Source organism: Streptomyces yokosukanensis (assembly GCF_001514035.1).
Lineage (GTDB): Bacteria > Actinomycetota > Actinomycetes > Streptomycetales > Streptomycetaceae > Streptomyces > Streptomyces yokosukanensis.
In genome coordinates this window covers 169,142-189,276 of sequence record NZ_KQ948209.1, presented here as the reverse complement: position 1 = coordinate 189,276, position 20,135 = coordinate 169,142, and the positions used below count along the sequence as shown (strand labels likewise).

The 20,135-nt window shown below is 73.3% G+C and carries 22 protein-coding genes; 14 read left to right on the top strand and 8 right to left on the bottom strand.

What is annotated here, in order from left to right; genetic code table 11:
* The first annotated feature begins 70 nt into the window (after nucleotides 1–70).
* From AQI95_RS10755 to AQI95_RS10745, 3 genes are read left to right on the top strand one after another with little or no spacing between them, the layout of a single operon-like run.
* Nucleotides 71–544, top strand: a complete 474-nt coding sequence (locus AQI95_RS10755) for a DUF2771 domain-containing protein (protein ID WP_067120798.1) — start codon at nucleotides 71–73, stop codon at nucleotides 542–544.
* Nucleotides 517–1,266 (top strand): futalosine hydrolase, encoded by a 750-nt coding sequence (locus tag AQI95_RS10750; protein ID WP_208614133.1) that lies wholly within the window; start codon nucleotides 517–519, stop codon nucleotides 1,264–1,266. Before AQI95_RS10755 ends, AQI95_RS10750 begins: the two co-directional genes overlap by 28 nt.
* Nucleotides 1,253–2,110: a 1,4-dihydroxy-6-naphtoate synthase gene (locus tag AQI95_RS10745; RefSeq protein WP_067120796.1), complete on the top strand. Its 858-nt coding sequence runs from the start codon at nucleotides 1,253–1,255 to the stop codon at nucleotides 2,108–2,110. The genes AQI95_RS10750 and AQI95_RS10745 overlap by 14 nt, the downstream gene beginning before the upstream one ends.
* Nucleotides 2,111–2,132: 22 nt before the next feature.
* Here AQI95_RS10745 and AQI95_RS49805 read toward each other — a convergent pair whose 3' ends face one another.
* A complete protein-coding gene (locus AQI95_RS49805; RefSeq protein ID WP_067120793.1) occupies nucleotides 2,133–2,516 on the bottom strand; it encodes a cold-shock protein in 384 nt (127 codons plus the stop codon).
* A 171-nt stretch (nucleotides 2,517–2,687) separates the two neighbouring features.
* Here AQI95_RS49805 and AQI95_RS10735 point away from each other — a divergent pair, with 171 nt between their 5' ends.
* Nucleotides 2,688–2,945 carry a hypothetical protein gene (locus tag AQI95_RS10735; RefSeq protein ID WP_067120791.1) on the top strand — a complete coding sequence of 86 codons (258 nt, stop codon included), beginning with the start codon at nucleotides 2,688–2,690 and terminating at the stop codon, nucleotides 2,943–2,945.
* On the opposite strand, the gene AQI95_RS10730 is transcribed toward AQI95_RS10735, so the two are convergent.
* Both AQI95_RS10730 and AQI95_RS10725 read right to left on the bottom strand, forming a co-directional pair.
* Nucleotides 2,915–3,613 carry an HAD family hydrolase gene (locus tag AQI95_RS10730; RefSeq protein WP_425264874.1) on the bottom strand — a complete coding sequence of 233 codons (699 nt, stop codon included), beginning with the start codon at nucleotides 3,611–3,613 and terminating at the stop codon, nucleotides 2,915–2,917. The two genes, AQI95_RS10735 and AQI95_RS10730, sit on opposite strands and share 31 nt — an antisense overlap.
* An 86-nt stretch (nucleotides 3,614–3,699) precedes the next feature.
* The gene (locus AQI95_RS10725) at nucleotides 3,700–4,752 is read right to left on the bottom strand and encodes a hypothetical protein (protein WP_067120789.1); all 1,053 of its coding nucleotides are present in this window, start codon (nucleotides 4,750–4,752) and stop codon (nucleotides 3,700–3,702) included.
* Between the two features lie 117 nt (nucleotides 4,753–4,869).
* On the opposite strand from AQI95_RS10725, the gene AQI95_RS10720 reads away from it, so the two are divergent.
* Together AQI95_RS10720 and AQI95_RS10715 are read left to right on the top strand one after the other, a co-directional pair.
* Nucleotides 4,870–7,503, top strand: coding sequence for a helicase C-terminal domain-containing protein (locus AQI95_RS10720; RefSeq protein WP_067120787.1), 2,634 nt, complete (start codon nucleotides 4,870–4,872; stop codon nucleotides 7,501–7,503).
* 97 nt (nucleotides 7,504–7,600) lie between these two features.
* Nucleotides 7,601–9,244 carry a DNA repair helicase XPB gene (locus AQI95_RS10715; protein ID WP_067121531.1) on the top strand — a complete coding sequence of 548 codons (1,644 nt, stop codon included), beginning with the start codon at nucleotides 7,601–7,603 and terminating at the stop codon, nucleotides 9,242–9,244.
* A 7-nt stretch (nucleotides 9,245–9,251) separates the two neighbouring features.
* Here the strand turns inward: AQI95_RS10715 and AQI95_RS10710 are convergent, their stop codons facing one another.
* Both AQI95_RS10710 and AQI95_RS10705 read right to left on the bottom strand, forming a co-directional pair.
* Nucleotides 9,252–9,590: an SH3 domain-containing protein gene (locus AQI95_RS10710; RefSeq protein ID WP_067120785.1), complete on the bottom strand. Its 339-nt coding sequence runs from the start codon at nucleotides 9,588–9,590 to the stop codon at nucleotides 9,252–9,254.
* Between the two features lie 267 nt (nucleotides 9,591–9,857).
* Nucleotides 9,858–10,043 (bottom strand): hypothetical protein, encoded by a 186-nt coding sequence (locus AQI95_RS10705; protein ID WP_067120783.1) that lies wholly within the window; start codon nucleotides 10,041–10,043, stop codon nucleotides 9,858–9,860.
* A gap of 266 nt (nucleotides 10,044–10,309) precedes the next feature.
* Between AQI95_RS10705 and AQI95_RS10700 the strand changes: the two genes are divergently transcribed.
* Nucleotides 10,310–12,406, top strand: coding sequence for a HelD family protein (locus AQI95_RS10700; protein ID WP_067120781.1), 2,097 nt, complete (start codon nucleotides 10,310–10,312; stop codon nucleotides 12,404–12,406).
* A 189-nt stretch (nucleotides 12,407–12,595) separates the two neighbouring features.
* Entirely contained in the window at nucleotides 12,596–13,087 is a 492-nt protein-coding gene (locus AQI95_RS10695) for a hypothetical protein (protein WP_067120779.1), read from the top strand.
* A 44-nt stretch (nucleotides 13,088–13,131) separates the two neighbouring features.
* Here AQI95_RS10695 and AQI95_RS10690 read toward each other — a convergent pair whose 3' ends face one another.
* Complete coding sequence (locus tag AQI95_RS10690; RefSeq protein WP_067120777.1) at nucleotides 13,132–13,830, bottom strand: copper homeostasis protein CutC; 699 nt, start codon at nucleotides 13,828–13,830, stop codon at nucleotides 13,132–13,134.
* Between the two features lie 138 nt (nucleotides 13,831–13,968).
* Between AQI95_RS10690 and AQI95_RS10685 the strand changes: the two genes are divergently transcribed.
* Nucleotides 13,969–14,616: an HD domain-containing protein gene (locus AQI95_RS10685; protein ID WP_067120775.1), complete on the top strand. Its 648-nt coding sequence runs from the start codon at nucleotides 13,969–13,971 to the stop codon at nucleotides 14,614–14,616.
* Between the two features lie 27 nt (nucleotides 14,617–14,643).
* The gene (locus AQI95_RS10680) at nucleotides 14,644–15,720 is read left to right on the top strand and encodes a GNAT family N-acetyltransferase (protein ID WP_067120773.1); all 1,077 of its coding nucleotides are present in this window, start codon (nucleotides 14,644–14,646) and stop codon (nucleotides 15,718–15,720) included.
* Here the strand turns inward: AQI95_RS10680 and AQI95_RS10675 are convergent.
* On the bottom strand, nucleotides 15,702–16,007 hold the full coding sequence (locus AQI95_RS10675) for a DUF4031 domain-containing protein (RefSeq protein WP_067120771.1): 306 nt from the start codon (nucleotides 16,005–16,007) through the stop codon (nucleotides 15,702–15,704). The genes AQI95_RS10680 and AQI95_RS10675 overlap by 19 nt on opposite strands.
* The gene (locus AQI95_RS10670) at nucleotides 16,004–16,387 is read right to left on the bottom strand and encodes a hypothetical protein (RefSeq protein WP_067121529.1); all 384 of its coding nucleotides are present in this window, start codon (nucleotides 16,385–16,387) and stop codon (nucleotides 16,004–16,006) included. Before AQI95_RS10670 ends, AQI95_RS10675 begins: the two co-directional genes overlap by 4 nt.
* 56 nt (nucleotides 16,388–16,443) lie before the next feature.
* On the opposite strand from AQI95_RS10670, the gene AQI95_RS10665 reads away from it, so the two are divergent.
* The 4 genes from AQI95_RS10665 to AQI95_RS10650 are packed head-to-tail and all read left to right on the top strand — an operon-like array spanning nucleotide 16,444 to nucleotide 20,074.
* Complete coding sequence (locus AQI95_RS10665) at nucleotides 16,444–17,349, top strand: MurR/RpiR family transcriptional regulator (RefSeq protein WP_067120769.1); 906 nt, start codon at nucleotides 16,444–16,446, stop codon at nucleotides 17,347–17,349.
* A 46-nt stretch (nucleotides 17,350–17,395) separates the two neighbouring features.
* Nucleotides 17,396–18,319: an N-acetylmuramic acid 6-phosphate etherase gene (gene murQ / locus AQI95_RS10660; protein ID WP_067120767.1), complete on the top strand. Its 924-nt coding sequence runs from the start codon at nucleotides 17,396–17,398 to the stop codon at nucleotides 18,317–18,319.
* Between the two features lie 16 nt (nucleotides 18,320–18,335).
* Nucleotides 18,336–19,814: a PTS transporter subunit EIIC gene (locus tag AQI95_RS10655; protein WP_067121527.1), complete on the top strand. Its 1,479-nt coding sequence runs from the start codon at nucleotides 18,336–18,338 to the stop codon at nucleotides 19,812–19,814.
* Between the two features lie 29 nt (nucleotides 19,815–19,843).
* Nucleotides 19,844–20,074 carry a hypothetical protein gene (locus AQI95_RS10650; RefSeq protein WP_067120765.1) on the top strand — a complete coding sequence of 77 codons (231 nt, stop codon included), beginning with the start codon at nucleotides 19,844–19,846 and terminating at the stop codon, nucleotides 20,072–20,074.
* Nucleotides 20,075–20,135: the final 61 nt, after the last annotated feature.

The window sequence follows — 20,135 nt, the reverse complement described above, 5'->3', positions numbered from 1 at the left end:
GGCGTAACGAACCGGGGCACGCCGCACCCCACGTGGGCGGACGGCTCCGGGCGCCCGATAGCCTTCGGCCATGACCACGCTGCAATCCGCTGTGCGACGCCGCCGCGCCGTCGCCGCCGCCGGCGCCGTTTCCGCCGGACTGCTCGTCCTGTCTGCCTGTGACAAGCCGACGCCCGTCTCGACGGTCACCGTCGGCACTAGCTCGGTCAACTCCGAGGCCATGTGCTACAACGACGGCGACACGCTGGACGCCAAGTCTCTGGCGACCTGCGTCAAGAACGTCGACAAGGCCAAGTCGATCAAGGTCGACCAGGACGAGACGGTCCGCTTCGGTGTCGACCCGAAGATCGCGGACGCCGGCTGGGTCATCCTGGTCAACGGGCAGCAGTTCACCGACGTCAGCAAGAAGACCTACCGCACCATCCCTGGCAGCGCGTTCTTCAACCAGCAGTACGGCACCCAGGGCGACACCAACACGGTCACGATCCGCATGGGCGAGAAGTCCAACCAGGGCATGTGGTCGTTCAAGCTGAAGAAGGCCTGATCACGGCCTCCCCACGCATCCTCGTGGCCACCGCGGTCCCGCCGGAACGGGACGCGGTGGCACGGGCCTTCCCCCGAGCAGCGACCGAGGTACGGCTCCCCGGCGCACTGCTGTGCCGCACCGGCACCGGCTGGGATCTGCTCGCCGCCGGTGTGGGCCCGGCCCTCGCCGCCGCCTCCACCGCCGGCGCCCTGACCGCCGCCGCCCTCGAAGACGCCCCGTACGACCTGGTCGTCTGCGCCGGGATCGGCGGCGGCTTCGCGCCCGGGGCGCCCGTCGGCTCGCTCGTCGTCGCCGACGCGATCACCGTCGCCGACCTGGGCGCCGAGACCGCCGACGGCTTCCTCCCGGTCACCGAACTCGGTTTCGGGACCGTCACCCACCGACCGCCGCACACGGCCGTACGCGCCGCGTCCGAGGCGACCGGGGCCCGCACCGGAACGATCCTCACCGTCTCCACCGTCACCGGCACCGCCGCCCGCGCCACCGCCCTGCGCGAACGGCATCCCGGGGCGCTCGCCGAGGGCATGGAGGGCTTCGGGGTGGCGGAGGCGGCCGCCGCGCACGGGGTGCCGGCGCTGGAGATCCGCGCGGTCTCCAACCCGGTCGGCCCCCGCGACCGCGCAGCCTGGCGCATCGGCGACGCCCTCACCGCCCTCACCGAGGCGTTCGGGAAGCTCGGCCCCGCATTGGAGAGTTGGAACGCACATGACGACCAGTGAGCAGCGGACCCTGCGGACCGCGTACTCCCCCTGCCCCAACGACACCTTCGTCTTCGACGCCCTTGCCCACGGCCGCGTGCCCGGCGCCCCCGCGCTGGACGTGACCTTCGCCGACATCGACATCACCAACGGCATGGCCGAACGCGGTGAGTTCGACGTCCTGAAGGTGTCGTACGCCGTCCTGCCCTACGTCCTTCGCGAGTACGCGCTGCTGCCGTGCGGCGGTGCGCTGGGCCGGGGTTGCGGGCCGCTGGTGCTCACGCGGGAGGCCGAAGTCGACCTGGTGGGGCGTACGGTCGCGGTGCCGAGCGAGAAGTCGACCGCCTATCTCCTCTTCCGCCTCTGGGCGGCCGACACCCTCCCGGGCCCGGTCGGCGAGATCGTGGTCATGCCGTTCCACGAGATCATGCCGGCCGTGCGGGACGGCAAGGTGGATGCCGGTCTGGTCATCCACGAGGCCCGGTTCACCTACCAGAACTACGGGTTGCACAAGCTCGCCGACATGGGCGAGCACTGGGAGCGGACCACCGGGCTGCCGATCCCGCTCGGCGCGATCATCGCCAAGCGCTCGCTGGGCGCCGAGACCCTGGGCCGGCTCGCCGACGCCGTCCGTGCCTCCGTGCGGGCCGCCTGGGACGACCCCGAGGCCTCCCGGCCCTACGTCATGGCCCATGCCCAGGAGATGGATCCGGCCGTGGCCGACCAGCACATCGGCCTGTACGTCAACGAGTTCACCGCCGACCTCGGCGAGGACGGCTACGCCGCCGTCCGCGGGCTGCTCACACGTGCGGCGGCCGAGGGGCTGCTGCCGCCCCTCGGCCGTGACGCGCTCGCCTTTCCCTGACAGGACAGGGCTCGGACGGGTCCTACACGTCCAGTTGGTCGGCGACCGCCCGCAGCAGGCCGGCGATCTTCTTGCCGGAGACCTTGTCCGGGTAACGGCCCTTCTCCAGCATCGGCGTGATGTTCTCGAGGAGGGTCGTCAGGTCCTGCACGATCGAGGCCAGCTCGTCCGGCTTCTTGCGCTGGGCGGCGGCGACCGACGGCGTCGGATCCAGGACGGTCACCGACAGCGCCTGGTCACCGCGCTGACCGGCGACGACGCCGAACTCCACGCGCTGTCCCGGCTTGAGTACGTCGACTCCGGCGGGGAGGACAGAGGAATGGACGAAGACGTCACCGCCGTCGTCGCGGGAGAGAAAGCCGAAGCCCTTCTCACTGTTGAACCATTTGACACGCCCGGTCGGCACCGTCTGTCCTCGTCCTCATACTAGTTGGGGAAGCTGCTACTGCTCGTAAAGTGCTCTTGATAGCACTAGAGCGGGTCGCCCGTGACCCGCCGCTACCAAGCGTAATGGTCTCGGGGCGGGTGACAAGACGTCCCCCGGTTGTTCTCTCGGGCTGGGAACTACCCTGGTCCGGTGCGTGACAAAACCCAAACGAATTCCGCCGCACCCGGTGACCGTCTGATCCGTGCCGGTGCGATCGTCTTCTTCGTCGGCGCCGTGGCCACACTCGTGACCGTGGCCCCGCTGTTCTTCGGCGCAAAGCCTTTCCCGACCTACATGTTCGGTCTGAGCATGCTCATGGCCGTCGGATTCCTCGTCGCCGGTGCGGGCGTCCTGCGGTCGATCACCGCCGGCCGGCGTCAGGCGCGCGGCGCCTCCGCCTCGCGGTAAGCGGCCTCGCGCGGGCCGGCCTCGCGCGGGCCGGCCCCGCGGGGAGCGGCCTCGCGGGGAGCGGCCTCGCGGTGGCCGGTCAGCCAGGCCGGGAAGGCGGACAGGCCGTCGAGGACGACGTCCGCTCCGGCGGCGCGCAGTTCGTCGGCGGAGCAGGGACCGGTCGCCACGGCGACGGACAGCGCACCCGCCGTACGAGCCCCGCGGATGTCCCCGACATGATCACCGACGTAGACACCCGCCCCGTACTCGCGCAGTGCCTGCGCCTTCTGCTCGGCCCACAGGTCGCCCACGACCACGTCCGGCTCGATGCCGAGGTGGGACAGGTGCAGCCTGGCGTTGGGCTCGTACTTCGCCGTGACCACGATCGTCCGGCCGCCGGCGGCGCGTACCGCTGCCATCGCCTCACGGGCGCCGTCCATCGCGGGGGTCGCGGCGATGGCGATCGACGGGTACATCTCCCGGTACAGGTCCGCCATCGCGGGGACCTCCTCCCGCGGGAACCAGTTGATCAACTCGTCCGCGAGCGGCGGGCCGAGCCGGGTCACCGCCAGATCGGCGTCGATGTACGTCCCGGTCCGCTCCGCCAGGGCCAGGTAGCAGGCGCGGATGCCGGGCCGGGAGTCGATGAGGGTCATGTCGAGGTCGAAGCCGACGGTGAAAGTCATATGGGCCATTGTGCCGGGTGCCTCGGCGGCGCAAGCGGGCTCCGCGCCCCTCCGGGAGCTGCCGTTCCGTCGGCTCCCGACGGCTCTCACCTGCGTCGTTGGGAGCGCCACAGCAGGAACAGCGCCGAAGCGACCGCCGCGCCCCGGACCACCCACGGCCACGTCTGCGCGATCGCGTCGTTCATGTGGCCCTGGGCGATCGGCTCGCCCCAGCGGCCGTCGTCCCTGCCCCACAGCCACACCAGCCCGGCCGCGACCGCCGTACCCGGCAGGATCATCACCGCCCACTTGGTCTCCGCTGGGCTCAGCCGTCGGGAGCCGTAGGCGATCGCCCAGCCGAGCAGCAGGGCGAACCAGTTGCCGAGCACCGCACCGGCCACCAGCGCCGCGGCGGCCAGCAGCAGAAGCGGGTTGGTCCAGCCGGCGGTGGGACGGGGCAGCAGACGGCGGCGCCGCACGGTCCGTGACTCGGACTCGGGCGCGGAGTCGGACTCGGACTCGGGCGCGGCCTCGACGGCGTCCGCAGCTCCCCGTGCCGTCTCCTCCGCCGGCAGCGGGGGCCGCTTGAGCAGCTCCGGGATCTCCACGCCGCCGACGAATCCCGGGACCGCGTCGGTCGTCTCCGCGGCGGCGCCGAAGGGGCTGCCGCTCACCCGCCACCAGTCGGGCTGTACGGCACTGTCCCCGAGTTCGTGCGGGCCGGCGAGGTGCGGCGGGGCGGGGACGTCGCGCGGGGCGGCCGGCTCCGGCTCGGCGGAGCCCGGACGGGGACGGGACCTGGGCAGGGGGACGACCCGGCGCAGGCCCTTGCCCTTCGTCCGTTCCGCGTCCGCCGGCCTCGGCGTCGGCGTCCGCTCGCGCGGCGCGGGCAGCGCGGGCACGGCGGCGGCGGGCCGCGCGGCCCGGCCGCCCGTGCCGCCCGCCGCCTCGACGACCTCGTCGGGCGTGCCCAGGCGGTCCAGGATGCGGCGCACCGCGGCGGGATTGTCCACCGTCGCGTCGGCCCGGTGCCGCTCGATCTCGCCCCGCAGCTCCGACACGAGCCGCATCCGCGTGGACGACGGCAGCTGCCGTTGCTGAGCGATGTCCCCGACACGGCTCAGGTACTCGTAGACGACCTGGTCGCTCTCGATCCCCAACGGAAAACCCCTCCGGGGTGCCGGTGATGAAACCCCGGTGAGGACGGTACCGCGTCCTTGCCCGCCCGCCGCCCCACTCACTCGGCTGGAGCGTACTCACCCGCTACCGTGGGTCAGATGAGCCCAGCGGCCCGCCCAGCCCCCCGTTCCCTCGCCGAAGCGCTCCGCGCGCGGGACGACGTCTCCCTGGCCGCGCTGCTGCGCAGCCGCCCCGACCTCATCACGCCCGTCCCGACCGACCTCACCCAGCTGGCCACCCGCGCCGGCACCCGTGCCTCGGTGCTGCGCGCCCTGGAGCGGCTGGACCGGTTCGCGCTGCAGACGGCGGAGGCGCTGGCCGTGGCCCCGGACCCGACGTCGTACGACACGCTGCTCGGGCTGATGGCGGGCGACGCCGATGACGAGACCGTCGCCGGCGCGCTGCCACGAGCCCTCGCGACCCTGCGCGAGCAGGCGCTGGTGTGGGGCGACGACGAGCGGCTGCGGCTGGTGCGCACGGCCCGTGAGCTGCTCGCGCCGTCCCCGCAGCACCCCTCCCCGACCGGGCTCGGGCCCAGCGTGCAGGAGGCCGCCTCGGGCATGTCGCCGGGCCGGATCCAGGAGATCGTCACGGCCGCCGGGCTGCCCTCGACGCACGACTCGGTGTCCGCCGCGACCGCCCTCACCGGGCTGTTCGCCGACCGGAAGAACATGGCCGAGCTGCTCGCCGGCGCCCCGGAGCCGGCCCGCGAGGTGCTCTCCCGGCTGGTGTGGGGGCCGCCGTACGGGCAGGTCACCGCGGACCCGGCCGCGCATCTGCGCTGGCTGCTGGACCGGGGGCTGCTGCTGCCAGCCGCGCCCGGCACGGTCGTGCTGCCGCGCGAGGTGGCCCTGCATCTGCGCGAGGGCCGCGCGCACCGCGCGGCCGAGCCGCTGCCACCCGCCGCCGAACCGGCCGCGACGCACTCACCGCAGGTGGTGGACGCCACGGCGGCCGGGCAGGCGTACACCGCGCTCGCCACCGTCGAGGAGCTGCTGAAGGACTGGGACGAGGGCGGCCCGGCCGTGCTGCGGTCCGGCGGCCTGAGCGTGCGCGATCTGAAGCGGACCGCCGTCGCCCTGGACGTGTCCGAACCGGTCGCCGCGTTCTGGGTGGAACTGGCCTACGCGGCCGGTCTGATCGCCTCCGACGGCGAGGCCGACGAGCGGTACGCGGCCACGCCCGGCTACGACGAGTGGCTGGAGCGGCCCGCCGCCGAGCGCTGGGCCCACCTCGCCCAGGCCTGGCTGGCGGCCACCCGGACACCGGGCCTGGTCGGCGGGCGCGACGCGAAGGAACGCACGCTCGCCACGCTCGGGCCGGGCCTGGACCGCTCGGCCGCGCCCGAGGTACGGCACCGGGTGCTGGCCCTGCTGGCCGGGCTCCCGGCGGGCGCCGCCCCGGACCCCGAATCGGTGCTGGCCCGGCTGCGCTGGGAACGGCCGCTGCGCGGGCCCCGGCAGGGCGGCGAGGAGGACCTGCGCTCCCGGCTCGCCCGCTGGACCCTCACCGAGGCCGAGCTGCTGGGCGTGACGGGGCGGGGCGCGCTCTCGGAGCACGGACGGGCACTTCTGGGCGCCCCGGCCCCGGCCGGATCCACCGCCACCGCACCGGCCGCCGAGCCGTCCGCCGGGTCGTCCGCCGGGGCCTCCACCCGATCAGCCACCCGCCCGGCCGGCGAGCCCGTCGGCCCCGGTGACAAGCTGCCCGTGCACCACCACCCTCGGCCGGCCGCCGTCCCCGCCGCGCTCTCCCCCGCCGAGCAGGCCGTGGCGACGGCCGCCGCCGGACGGCTGCTGGCGCCGCTGCTGCCCGAACCGCTGGACCACGTCCTGCTCCAGGCCGACCTGACGGCGGTGGCACCCGGGCCGCTGCGGCGCCCGCTCGCCGATCTGCTGGGCGTGCTCGCGGACGTCGAGTCCAAGGGCGGCGCGACCGTGTACCGCTTCACCCCGGGCTCGGTGCGGCGCGCCCTGGACGCCGGCCGTACCGCCGCCGAGCTGCACGCGTTCCTCACCGAGCACTCCCGCACACCGGTGCCGCAACCGCTCGCCTATCTGATCGACGACGTGGCCCGCAAACACGGTCATCTGCGGATCGGTGCGGCCTCGGCGTACGTCCGCTGCGACGACGACGCCCTGCTGAACGAGATCCTGGCCGACAAGCGCGCGGCGGGCCTCGGGCTGCGGCGCCTCGCCCCGACCGTGCTGGCCGCCCAGAGCGACCCGGCCACACTGCTGGAGGGCCTGCGCGCGATGGGCTGTGCACCGGCCGCGGAGTCCGCCGAGGGGGACGTCCTGATCGCCCGCGCGCACGCCCACCGCACCCCGCCGCGCACCGCGCCCGAGCCGGTCCCCGACGGCCCGCCGGCGCCCGACGCCACGCTGCTCACGGCGGCGATCCGGGCGATCCGGGCGGGCGACCTGGCCGCCACCACCCCGCGCAGGCCCGTCGGCGAGTCCGGCGCCGACTCCTCCCGTGCGCCGCAGACCGGCGGCGCACTGCCCCGCACGTCCTCCGCCGAGACCCTGGCCACCATGCAGGCCGCCGTGCTGACCGGCGAGTCCCTCTGGATCGGCTACGTCAACGCCGAGGGCACCGCCAGCCAGCGCGTCATCGCCCCGGTCCGGGTGGAGGGCGGCTTCGTCACGGCGTACGACCACACGGCGGACGAGGTACGCACCTATCCGCTGCACCGGATCACGGGAGTGGCGGAGCTGGCGGAGGACTGACCTCGTTCCCCGGCCGCCCGGCCCCGTTCCCCGGCGGATGCGGCACACTGGAGGTTTGGCCGGAGTGGAAGGCCGTAGTGGAAAGGGTGTGCCGCGCGTGAACGGACCGCTGATCGTCCAGTCCGACAAGACCCTGCTCCTGGAAGTCGACCACGAGCGGGCGGACGAGTGCCGTCGGGCCATCGCGCCGTTCGCCGAGCTGGAGCGGGCGCCGGAGCACATCCACACCTACCGGGTCACGCCGCTCGGGCTGTGGAACGCGCGGGCGGCCGGGCATGACGCCGAGCAGGTCGTGGACGCGCTGGTGCAGTACAGCCGGTATCCGGTGCCGCACGCACTGCTCGTGGACATCGCCGAGACGATGGACCGGTACGGGCGGCTGACCCTGAGCAAGCATCCGGCGCACGGGCTCGTCCTCAGCACCACCGACCGGCCGGTGCTGGAGGAGGTGCTGAAGTCCAAGCGGATCGCCCCGCTGGTCGGCGCCCGCATCGATCCGGACACCGTCGTCGTGCACCCCTCCGAGCGCGGGCAGATCAAGCAGACGCTGCTGAAGCTGGGCTGGCCGGCCGAGGACCTCGCCGGGTACGTCGACGGTGAGGCGCATCCGATCGAGCTGCTGGAGGACGGCTGGGCGCTTCGGCCGTACCAGAAGCAGGCCGTGGAGAACTTCTGGCACGGCGGCAGCGGTGTGGTGGTGCTGCCGTGCGGCGCCGGGAAGACGCTGGTCGGCGCCGGGTCCATGGCGCAGGCCAAGTCGACCACCCTCATCCTCGTCACCAACACCGTCTCCGCCCGGCAGTGGAAGCACGAGCTGGTGAAGCGGACCTCGCTGACCGAGGACGAGATCGGCGAGTACAGCGGGACGAGGAAGGAGATCCGCCCGGTCACCATCGCCACCTATCAGGTGCTGACGACCAAGCGGAAGGGCGTCTATCCGCACCTGGAGCTGTTCGACTCCCGGGACTGGGGGCTGATCGTCTACGACGAGGTGCATCTGCTGCCGGCCCCCGTCTTCAAGTTCACCGCCGATCTGCAGGCGCGCCGCCGGCTGGGCCTGACGGCGACCCTGGTGCGCGAGGACGGCCGGGAGTCGGACGTGTTCTCGCTGATCGGGCCGAAGCGGTTCGACGCGCCGTGGAAGGAGATCGAGGCGCAGGGGTACATCGCGCCGGCCGACTGCGTGGAGGTCCGGGTCAACCTCACCGACTCCGAGCGGCTGGCGTACGCCACCGCCGAGACGGAGGAGAAGTACCGCTTCTGTGCGACGACGGACACGAAGCGGAAGGTCACGGAGGCGATCGTGCGCCGGTTCGCCGGGCAGCAGATTCTTGTGATCGGCCAGTACATCGATCAACTCGACGAGCTGGGCGAGCACTTGAACGCCCCGGTCATCAAGGGCGAGACCTCCAACGCCCAGCGCGAGAAGCTCTTCGACGCCTTCCGCGAGGGCGAGATCAGCGTGCTGGTCGTGTCGAAGGTCGCGAACTTCTCCATCGACCTGCCCGAGGCCACCGTGGCCGTCCAGGTGTCCGGCACCTTCGGCTCCCGCCAGGAGGAGGCCCAGCGGCTCGGCCGAGTGCTGCGCCCGAAGGCCGACGGCCATCAGGCGCACTTCTACTCGGTGGTCGCCCGCGACACCATCGACCAGGACTTCGCCGCCCACCGCCAGCGCTTCCTGGCCGAACAGGGCTACGCCTACCGGATCGTGGACGCGGACGAGCTTCTGGCGGAGGGCTAGGACCTTCCTAGAAGAAGGCGTAGCTCTCCATCCAGCCGTAGGTGTTGCCGAACTTGCCGTAGTACCAGCTGCTGTGGTCGGCGGTGCAGTACACGCGGACCTTGTTGCCCATGTAGATGGACTTCTTCACCTTGTACTTGTTGCTGGGGCCGGTGTGCATGTCGGCGTGGTCGTACTGGATGACGGTGTAGGTCGCGTCCTTGATGTTCTTCGTGCACCCGGAGGATCCGACGGATCCGGCCGCGGAGGCGCTCGGCGCGGCCACGAGGGTGGCGCCGAGGGCGAGCGCCGCGGCGGCGGTCAGACCGCTCACGGCCTTGCGGACCGGAAGGGACGAGAAGGGCATGCTGATTTCCCCGTTTGCTCAGTCGACGTCTGCCCAGTCGAACGGACCGGACAGTCGATCATGCTGCCACACGCCACGGCCGGCATGAGCGCCAGGAGGGGGCGGGGCGCCGCCAACGGCTGCTGCCACCAGCGTAGTTCGAGGTCGAGGGCGTACCAGGGCCGCGAGCAGGAGCGCGTTGCCCGCGAGGCAGGCCGCGTTCAGGGCCGGGCGGGGGAGCCGGGCGGCCGGGACGGACGGGGTCGCAGCGGATGCGACTCCATGGCGTCACTTACGGCGTATGCCCGCTTCCTCACCGTACTCGCCGAGGATGACCACGCTGAACGCGGCCTCCACGAACACCTTGACGGCGCGCAGGGCGTTGCCGAGGGGGTGGTGATGGGGGCCGTCCGTCGCCGTGGCACCGGAGGGTGGTCGGACAGGGGACGAGGGGGAGATGGTTGCTGCGCTCATGTCTCCATGGTGGCTCGCCGGGCACGGGACGCGCATCGGTCTGCGGGGCCAATCCCGGACGGCTCCGCGTAGGCCTCCGGGTGGACCACGCCCCCTACTGCGGGGGCCCGCATCCCCTAGGGGTCGGAAAATCCATTGGCCTCCACCCCACCCGCTCACCTAAAATCTCCGCTCTTGCCCGCCTCCCTCACGGAGTGCCGTCGTCCGCACGGAAACCGGACGGCCCCAGCCATGCGTCATGCGAGAGCAGATCCGGAGGCACCCCCTTGTCCGCGCCCGCCCACGAACCACTCGAAGGCCCTGCCGGCGACCTCGGCGACCTCGCCGATCCCCTCGCCCGAGAGCGCTCCCACCTCGCCTCCTCCCGTGCCGCGCTGCGGGCCATGCGCGAGGACGTGGAGTCGCTGGACATCCGGGACGTCACCGCGAACTGGGTCAACGCCGAGGTGCTGTCCCGCCAGATCGACGAGCGGATCAAGGCACTGGCCGACCTCAGCGACACCCCGCTGTTCTTCGGCCGGCTGGACTATCAGCGGGCTCCCGGCGCGGACCGGGCCGAGGGCGCCGAGGGCGAGCAGTTCTACATCGGGCGGCGGCATGTGCACGATGCCGGCGGCGACCCCATGGTCATCGACTGGCGCGCGCCGGTCTCGCAGCCGTTCTACCGGGCGTCCAAGAAGGACCCGATGGACATCGGGCTGCGCCGCCGCTTCGGCTACACCGGTGGCGACCTGACCGCGTACGAGGACGAGCGCCTGTCCGACCCGGCCGATCCGGCCGATCCGTCGGCCGCCACCACCAGCAAGCTGCTCCAGCAGGAGATCGAACGGCCGCGCGTCGGCCCCATGCGGGACATCGTCGCCACCATCCAGCCCGAGCAGGACGAGATCGTCCGCTCCGGCCTGTCCGGCACGGTCTGCGTCCAGGGCGGCCCCGGCACCGGGAAGACCGCCGTCGGCCTGCACCGGGTCGCCTACCTCCTGTACGCCCACCGGGAGCGGCTCGCCCGCACCGGCACGCTCGTCATCGGACCGAACCGTTCCTTCCTGCACTACATCGAGCAGGTCCTCCCGGCGCTGGGCGAGCTGACCGTCCAGCAGGCCACCGTGGACGACCTGGTCGCGCATGTGGAGGTGCGCGGCACGGACGACGCCGCCGCGGCCGTGATCAAGGGCGACCCCCGGATGGCCGAGGTGCTGCGCCGGGCCCTGTACTCCCAGGTGACCCTGCCGACGGAGGCGGTCGTGGTGGTGCGCGGCTCGCGGCGCTGGCGGGTGCCGTCGTACGAGCTGGAGGACATCGTCCGCGAGTTGCTGGAGCGGGACATCCGCTACGGCGCCGCCCGCGAGGCCCTGCCGCAGCGGATCGCGCACGCGGTGCTGGTGCAGATGGAGCGGGCGGGGGAGGCCCCGGACGACCGGGTGCAGGACGCCGTCGCCCGCAACAGCGCGGTGAAGGCGGCGGTGAAGGCGGTCTGGCCGGTGGTGGACCCGGCGAAGCTGGTCCTGCGGCTGCTGACGGACGCCGGTTTCCTCGCCGAGCACGCCGCCGGGCTCCTGGACGAGGACGAGCGGGAGACGATCCTGTGGGCCAAGGCGGTGCGCAGCGTGAAGTCGGCCAAGTGGTCGGCGGCGGACGCGGTGCTGATCGACGAGGCGGCGGATCTGGTCCGGCGCACGCACTCGCTGGGTCACGTCGTCCTCGACGAGGCCCAGGACCTGTCCCCCATGCAGTACCGGGCCGTCGGGCGCCGCTGCACCACGGGCAGTGCGACCGTCCTCGGCGACCTGGCGCAGGGGACGACTCCCTGGGCGACCCGCAGCTGGGACGAGGCGCTCGCCCACCTCGGCAAGCGGGAGGGTGTGATCGAGGAGCTGACGGCCGGTTTCCGCGTGCCCACCGACGTCATCACCTACGCGTCCCGGCTCCTGCCGCACATCGCGCCGGGTCTCACCCCGGTGGCCTCCGTCCGTGAGAACCCGGGCTTCTTCGAGGTCCGGGCGACCACGCGGACGGAAGAAGTCGTCGCCGCCTGCGCGGAGTTGCTGCGGCACGAGGGCTCGACGGGTCTGATCGCCGCCGACGCCCGTGTCCCGGCGCTGGCCGAGGCCCTGGCGGCGGCGGGGATCGCGTATCTGGCCCCCGGCGAGGAGACCACCCACGAGACCCGCCTCACGCTGGTCCCGGCGTCCCTCGCCAAGGGGCTGGAGTACGACTACGTGGTCCTGGACGAGCCGCAGACGGTGGTGGACGGCGAGCCGGACGAACGCACGGGCCTGCGCCGCCTGTACGTGGCACTCACCCGAGCGGTCTCAGGCCTGATCGTGACCCACATGGCACCACTCCCCGCCCAGCTGGGGTGAGCCGGCGCCAGGGGGGTGGGTAGGCTCCGGTGCCATTGTGACAGGCCTGTCATGTCCCCCTCGGAAAGGCCATCGTTGAGCACGCCACCGCCCCCACCGCACCCTGCGTACCAGCAACCCGGGCCGTACCAACAGCCCGGGCCTTACCAACAGCCCGGGCCTTACCAACAGCCCGGGCCTTACCAACAGGTGCCGGGGGGCTACCACCAGGCTCCGTACCAGCAGCCTCCCGCCGGCCACGGCCAGGCTCCGTACCAGCAGGCTCCCGCCGCCTACCCGGCCGCCCCCGGCGTCGGGTGCCAGGTGTGCGGTGCCTCGCCCGCCGCGCCGATGACGATCCGTGGCCACCAGGGCATGCTGGTCATGATGCGGTTCCTGCGGCGGCACGGCACCTTCTGTCACACCTGCGGGCTCGCCGTCTTCCGGAAGATGCAGGCGGACACCCTGGTGCAGGGCTGGTGGGGTCCGGGGTCGTTGCTCATCACGCCCATCACGCTGCTGATGAACCTCGCCACCCTGTCCCGGATCCGCAAGCTCCCCGCAGCGGCGCCCGTCCTGCGCCCCCCGCTGGACCCGGGCCGCCCGGTGTTCCGGCGGCCGACCGGAATGGTGGGCCTGGTCCCGCTCACCGGCTTCGTGCTGATGTTCCTGCTCGTACTCGTCGGGGTCGCGGCCTCCTGACCGCACGGGCCGGCCGGATCCCGGGGCCGGCCCGCCGGCAGGCCTCAGGCGGTGAGCCCGTCCAGTACCGACCGCCAGCCGGCCACCGCCTCTGCCGACACCGGGCCCGCCCATCCCGCGGAGCGGGCGGCTCCGCCGATGTGGAACGCGTCGACCCCGGCGTTGCACAGGGGTCGTACATGCTCCAGGCGGAGGCCGCCGCCGACGAGGAGGGTCTGGTCGTAGCCGGGCTCGCCGCGCCGCGTCACCTCCGCGACCAGCGTCGGCAGGCCGTCGTCCACGCCCGTGGCGGAGCCGGCGGTGAGGTAGGTGTCGAGGCCGGGCAGGTCGGCGAGCTGCTTGCGCAGGGCGTCCCGGTCGGCGGCCCGGTCGATCGCCCGGTGGAAGGTCCACGCGCAGCCGTCCAGCGCGCCGGCCACCCGCTCCACCGCCGCCAGGTCCACCTCGCCGTCCGCGTCGAGGAACCCGAGCACGAACTGGTCGGCGCCGGCCTCCCGCAGCTCCCCGGCCACCCGCACGAGCCGCTCCACGTCACCGGCCGCGAACCCGTCCGCGAGGCGGAGCATCACGCGCAGGTCGATGTCGACGGCGGCACGGATCCCGGCGACGGTGGCGGGCGCGGGGCTGAGCCCGTCCGCCGCCATGTCGGTGACCAGCTCCAGGCGGTCCGCGCCTCCGGCCTGGGCGGCGACCGCGTCCTCGACGTCGAGCGCGATCACCTCCAGGACTGCACGCTTGCTCATGGCACCCCATTTCTCGGCGTTCCCCGGCGCGTACCGGCGACGACTACAGGTCTAGTCCAATTCCAAGACTACGCCTGTACGGGAGCCCCCTCACCCGAAGACGTCGAGTTCCCCTTCCCACGGCGGCAGAATGGCGCCATGGCCGACCTGGACGACTTGCGTTCCCGCTGGTTGCGTGCGCTCCTCGCGGCACGGAACGACGACTCGTGCGCCCCGGATCCGTACCGCTACGCCGATGCCCTGCTGCGCCGCTGGCAGGAGCCGCAGCGCCGCTATCACACCGTCGAGCACCTGGCGGCGGTCCTCGACCGCATCGACGTACTGGAGGAGTACGCGGACGACCCGGACGTCGTGCGCCTCGCCGCCTGGTTCCACGACGCCGTCTATCTGCCCGAGCGGTCGACGAACGAGGAGCGCTCCGCCCGCCTCGCCGAACGCGCGCTCCCCGAGGCCGGGGTCCCGCCGGAGGGGACCGCCGAGGTCGCCCGGCTGGTCCGGCTCACCGTCACGCACGACCCGGCGGACGACGACCGCGACGGCCAGGTGCTGTGCGACGCCGATCTCGCGATCCTGGCCGCGCCTCCTTCGGCGTACGCCGCGTACACCGCCGAGGTGCGCGAGGAGTACCACTTCGTGCCGAACGACGCCTTCCGGGAGGGGCGTTCGGCGATTCTGCGCCAACTCCTCGCCCTGCCCCGACTGTTCCGCACCCCGTACGGGCAGCTGCACTGGGAGGCCACCGCCCGTTTCAACCTCTCGGCCGAGCTGGAAATGCTGTCGACCTGAGAGAGGAGCACCTCTAGGGTTCGCCGCATGCGACTGACAAACGGGGATGACGTGACCGAGGCCGTGGCGGGCTGCACGGCGGTGCTGCGCACGGTCGTGGACCGGGACTGGACGGCCGTGCGGGCCGGGCGGCTGGAGTGGGACTGCCGTGCCACCGCCGTCCATGTCGCCGACGACCTCATCGCCTACGCCGCCAATCTGGCCGGAGGCGCGCAGGACGCCTACGTCCCCTTCGAGCTGACCCTCGACGAGGGCACCGACAACGCGGGCCTGCTGCACGTCGTCGAGACGACCGGCGCCCTGCTCGCCGCCACCGTGCGCACCGCACCGCCCGGCGCCCGCGCCTTCCACCCCTACCCCTTCCGCAGCGCCGACCGCGTGGGCTTCGCCGCGATGGGCATCGCCGAGGTGCTGCTGCACACGCACGACATGGCCGAGGGGCTGGGGATCGCCTACGAGCCGCCGGGCGACCTCGCCGCGTCCGTCCTGGCCTGCCTCTTCCCGCACGTCCAGCCCGGCCCCGCCCCATGGCCGACCCTCCTGTGGGCCACCGGCCGCGGCGAACTGCCCGGCCGCTCCCCGGTCACCGAGTGGCGCTGGAACAACAACCTCGCCGTCCCGGCCGAGCGCCTCACCCTGGTCGGTGTCCGCCCGGCCGCCGCGCACGATCTGCGCCTCGGCGGCTCCGGCGGCTTCGACTGGCTGGGCGGCGGCCCGTACGAGGGCACCCGGGACGCCGCCTCCTTCCTGATGAAGGCGTACGAGGCCGGTGTGCACCGGCCGGAGTTCGGGGTCTTCGCACTCGTACGGCACGAGGACGGCCGGGCGATCGGCGGCATCGGCTTCCACCGCGCCCCGGACGAGGACGGCCGGGTGGAGATCGGCTACGACCTCGTCGAGGACGCCCGGGGCCAGGGGTACGCCACCGAGGCCGTACGCGCGCTGGCGCGGTGGGCGCTGGCACGCGACGACATCAGCTCGCTGTTCGCCACCGTCGAGCGGGACAACGCCGCCTCCCATGCCGTGGTCGGCCGGGCCGGGTTCGTGCGGGTGAGCGACGAGGGCGAGGCGGCCGAGGAACTGGCCTACGAACTGCGCGGCTGAGCCGGCAGCCGCGCGCCGGGCCGCTGCGCGAGCCCCTTGGGCCTGCGCAGCCCCGACTCCCGCAGCAGCCGCACCACTTCGCGGCTGCGGACCTCCACCGCCCCGGCCGCCACCGCGTCCGCGTACCGGTGCGCCGGAAGGTCGTAGTGGTCGCGGTCGAAGGCGCGCCTCGGCACGTCCAACCTCTCGGCGAACGCGTGCAGTTCGTCGTACGACACATCGCTCACCAGATGGGACCAGAGGCGGCCGTGTCCGGGCCAGGCGGGCGGGTCGATGTACAGCGTCACGAGGAGGCCATCCCACCCGTCGCCGAGCGCAGCGCGCCCACCGCCGCGACCTTCACGCCCGCCTTGTGGCACACCCAGTGCGGGTCGGGGCCCAGCTCGGGCTCCACGTCCAGCGCGTGCGGATCGCCGGTGCCGCACACCGGGCACAGCGGCCAGCGGCCGTACCGGTCCAGCAGTGCGTCCTGCACGTCCTGGGCGATCAGCCCGGCGACGTAGGCCGCGCCGTCCGGCCACTGCTCCACCCACCAGCGCCGCTCCGCGACGGCGTCCTCGACCAGCGAGACCACGTCCGCCTCGGCGACCTCGCCCGCTACCAGATCGGCGAGCACAAGGGCGCGCGCGGCATGCAGGGCCTGCTCGAGGGGAGTGACGGGTTCCATGGAACCCATTGTGCGCACTCTTGACCACAAGACCGAGCCGAAAATATCTTTCATATGTGACCCAGGACGTGAAGGAAATTTTCGGCAGTCCGGGCGGCTCCCTCGCCGCCAAGGTGCGCACCCTCGCCCCTTCCATGACCCGGTCCATGCAGCGCGTCGCCGAGGCCGTGGCGGGCGACCCGGCCGGCTGCGCCGCCCTCACGGTCACCGGCCTCGCCGAACTCACCGGCACCAGCGAGGCCACGGTCGTCCGCACCGCCCGCCTCCTCGGCTACCCCGGCTACCGCGATCTGCGCCTGGCCCTCGCCGGGCTCGCCGCGCAGCAGCAGTCGGGACGCGCGCCCGCGATCACGACCGACATCGCGGTGGACGACCCCATCGCCGACGTCGTCACCAAACTCGCCTACGAGGAGCAGCAGACCCTCGCCGACACGGCCGCCGGGCTCGACACCGTCCAGCTCGGTGCCGCCGTGGCCGCGCTGGCCGGGGCCCGGCGCACCGATGTGTACGGCATCGGCGCGTCCGGGCTCGTCGCCCAGGACCTCACGCAGAAGCTGCTGCGGATAGGGCTCATAGCCCACGCCCACAGCGATCCGCACCTCGCGGTGACCAACGCGGTGCAGCTCCGTTCGGGCGACGTGGCGATCGCCATCACCCACTCCGGCTCGACGGGGGACGTCATCGAGCCGCTGCGGGTCGCCTTCGAGCACGGAGCCACGACCGTGGCCATCACCGGCCGGCCGGACTCGCCGGTCACCCAGTACGCCGACCACGTGCTGACCACGTCCACCTCACGGGAGAGCGAGCTGCGACCCGCCGCGATGTCCTCGCGGACGAGTCAACTGCTCGTGGTGGACTGCCTGTTCGTGGGAGTGGCCCAGCGGACGTACGAGACGGCGGCGCCCGCGCTGGCCGCGTCGTACGAGGCGCTGGCCCACCGGCATCGCACCAACCCCAGGTGAGCAACAGCACGCGAAACGGCACCCAGACCTGAGAGAGCCACCCCCCATGACCTCCCATGACCTGCGCAGTCAGTTGGCTTCCCTGACCACCGAGGCCTTCCGTCCCGAACTCGCCGACATCGACCGCCTGCCCACCCTCGACATCGCCCGCCTGATGAACGGCGAGGACGGCGGCGTGCCCGCCGCCGTCGCCGCCCAGCTTCCCCGGATCGCCACCGCCGTCGACGCGATCGCCGAACGCATGGCCAAGGGCGGCCGGCTGATCTACGCCGGTGCCGGCACCGCCGGACGGCTGGGCGTGCTGGACGCCTCCGAGTGCCCGCCCACCTTCAACACCGAGCCCGGACAGGTCGTCGGCCTGATCGCGGGCGGCCCCCCGGCCATGGTCACCTCGGTGGAGGGCGCCGAGGACTCCGAGGAGCTGGCCCGCCAGGACCTGGACGCGCTGAAACTCGTCCCCGATGACACCGTTGTCGGGATCTCCGCCTCCGGCCGCACCCCCTACGCGATCGGCGCCGTCGCCCACGCCCGCGCCCTGGGCGCCCTGACGGTCGGCCTGTCCTGCAACGCGCACAGCACGCTCGCCGCCGCCGCCGAGCACGGCATCGAGGTCGTCGTGGGTCCCGAGCTGATCACCGGGTCCACCCGGCTGAAGTCCGGTACGGCTCAGAAACTGGTCCTCAACATGCTGTCGACGATCACGATGATCCGGCTCGGCAAGACCTACGGCAATCTGATGGTCGACGTCCGGGCCTCCAACGACAAGCTCCGGGCCCGCTCCCGCCGTATCGTCTCCCTGGCCACGGGCGCCTCGGACGAGGAGATCGAGAAGGCGCTCACCGAGTCCGGCGGCGAGGTGAAGAACGCGATCCTCGCGCTCCTCGCCGACATCGACGGCCCGACGGCCACCCGCCTTCTGGAGGAGTCCGGCGGGCATCTGCGTGCCGCGCTGGCGCACGCGCCCCGCTGACCCGCACGCTCGGGGCGTGCGCAACGACCCCGTCTCCAGCGACCCCGCCGCCACCGCGGCCGCCGTCCTCACCCGGGTCGGCGGCCCGGCCAACGTCACCTCCGTGGCCCACTGCATGACCCGCCTGCGGCTGTCCCTCGCCGACCCGGCGGCGGCGGACCTGGCGGGGCTGCGGGTCCTGCCCGGTGTGCTGGCGGTGGTGGCCGACGGACCCGCCTGGCAGATCGTGCTCGGGCCCGGCGTGGTCGACCAGGTCACGTCCGAGGTGGCCGCACGGGTCACCGCCGGGCGACCGTCCACCCCCGGCACCGAGCCCCTGGACGACGCCGGGCAGCATGCCGGCACAGGACCGCTGGAGGACGCCGAACCGCCGGACGGTGCCGCAGTGCGGGAGCGGCTGCGGCGGCGCAACGCCACCCCGGCCAAGACCGCCCTGCGCCGGGTCGCGAACGTCTTCGTGCCGCTCATCCCCGCCCTGATCGGCTGCGGCATCCTGTCCGGCGTCGACGGGCTGCTGCTGAACACCGGCCTGCTGCCCGCCCTGACCCCGGCGCTGTCCGCCGTCGCCGCCGCCTTCCTGGCGCTGATCGCGGTGTTCGTCGGCATCAACACGGCGAAGGAGTTCGGCGGCACACCCGTGCTGGGCGGCGCGGTCGCCGCCGTCGTCGTCTACCCGGGCGTGGCGAAGGTGACCGTGTTCGGGACACAGCTGGCCCCAGGGCAGGGCGGGGTGCTCGGCGCGCTCGCGGCGGCGCTGCTCGCGACCCGTGTGGAGAAGTGGGTCCGGGGCCGGGTGCCGGGCGCGCTGGACGTCCTGCTCACCCCCACGGTCACCGTCCTCGTCTCCGGCCTGGTGACGCTGTACGGCCTGATGTACGCGGCCGGCGCGGTGGCCTCCGCGATCGGCGCGGCGGCCACCTGGCTGCTGGCCACCGCCGGCGCGGTCGCCGGGCTGGTCCTCGGCGGCCTGTTCCTCCCGCTGGTCATGCTGGGCCTGCACCAGGCCCTCATCCCCATCCACACCACCCTCATCGAGCAGCAGGGCTACACCGTCCTGCTCCCGCTGCTGGCCATGGCGGGCGCCGGCCAGGTCGGCGCGGCGCTCGCGGTGTACGTCCGGCTGCGCCACGACGCCTCCCACGGCTCCCTGCGCACGACGATCCGCTCGGCCCTGCCGGCCGGGCTGCTGGGAGTCGGCGAACCGCTGATCTACGGCGTCTCCCTCCCCCTGGGCCGCCCCTTTTTGACGGCCTGTGCGGGCGGGGCGGCGGGCGGGGCGTTCGTCGGCTTCTTCGCGATGCTCGGGACCCGGGTGGGGGCGACGGCGATCGGCCCGTCGGGCTGGGCCCTGTTCCCGCTTCTGGCCGGGAACAGGGGCCCGGCGACCGCCGCCGCGATCTACGCGGGCGGCCTGCTCACCGGGTACGCGGTCGGCTTCGCGGCGACCTACCTCTTCGGCTTCCCCCGCCGCCCCCGTGTGGCCGCACCGGCGTGACGTAGCGACCGACCGGTCGTTCCCCGGGCATGATGAAGAAGCTCCTGACCACCGCCTTCCTCGCCGTGTCCGTCGCCGCCCTGGCCGTCCCCGCCCACGCCGACGACCGCGAGATCGAATCCGATGCCATGAGGTGTGCCGAGAACCTCTCCCTGCTCCCCGTGCTCCAGCCCGCCTCGCCCCTGTCCCTGGCGGCCGGTGCCCTCGCCGCCGTCCCCGTGTGCGGGGCGGGCACCGCCGTCAACCAGCTGCACGGCTGACGGCCGGGCGGCGGGAGTCCGGCCGCCGGTTCGGGGGGTGGACGGTGTCGAAGCGGTGGGG

Excerpts from the sequence above, each read along its gene's own strand:
- AQI95_RS10755 (WP_067120798.1), top strand. The coding sequence starts at position 71 with ATGACCACGCTGCAATCCGCTGTGCGACGCCGCCGCGCCGTCGCCGCC.
- AQI95_RS10745 (WP_067120796.1), top strand. The coding sequence starts at position 1,253 with ATGACGACCAGTGAGCAGCGGACCCTGCGGACCGCGTACTCCCCCTGC.
- AQI95_RS10730 (WP_425264874.1), bottom strand. The coding sequence starts at position 3,613 with ATGACTTTCACCGTCGGCTTCGACCTCGACATGACCCTCATCGACTCC.
- AQI95_RS10720 (WP_067120787.1), top strand. The coding sequence starts at position 4,870 with ATGAGCCCAGCGGCCCGCCCAGCCCCCCGTTCCCTCGCCGAAGCGCTC.
- AQI95_RS10710 (WP_067120785.1), bottom strand. The coding sequence starts at position 9,590 with ATGCCCTTCTCGTCCCTTCCGGTCCGCAAGGCCGTGAGCGGTCTGACC.
- AQI95_RS10705 (WP_067120783.1), bottom strand. The coding sequence starts at position 10,043 with ATGAGCGCAGCAACCATCTCCCCCTCGTCCCCTGTCCGACCACCCTCC.
- AQI95_RS10690 (WP_067120777.1), bottom strand. The coding sequence starts at position 13,830 with ATGAGCAAGCGTGCAGTCCTGGAGGTGATCGCGCTCGACGTCGAGGAC.
- AQI95_RS10685 (WP_067120775.1), top strand. The coding sequence starts at position 13,969 with ATGGCCGACCTGGACGACTTGCGTTCCCGCTGGTTGCGTGCGCTCCTC.
- AQI95_RS10680 (WP_067120773.1), top strand. The coding sequence starts at position 14,644 with ATGCGACTGACAAACGGGGATGACGTGACCGAGGCCGTGGCGGGCTGC.
- AQI95_RS10670 (WP_067121529.1), bottom strand. The coding sequence starts at position 16,387 with ATGGAACCCGTCACTCCCCTCGAGCAGGCCCTGCATGCCGCGCGCGCC.
- murQ (WP_067120767.1), top strand. The coding sequence starts at position 17,396 with ATGACCTCCCATGACCTGCGCAGTCAGTTGGCTTCCCTGACCACCGAG.
- AQI95_RS10650 (WP_067120765.1), top strand. The coding sequence starts at position 19,844 with ATGATGAAGAAGCTCCTGACCACCGCCTTCCTCGCCGTGTCCGTCGCC.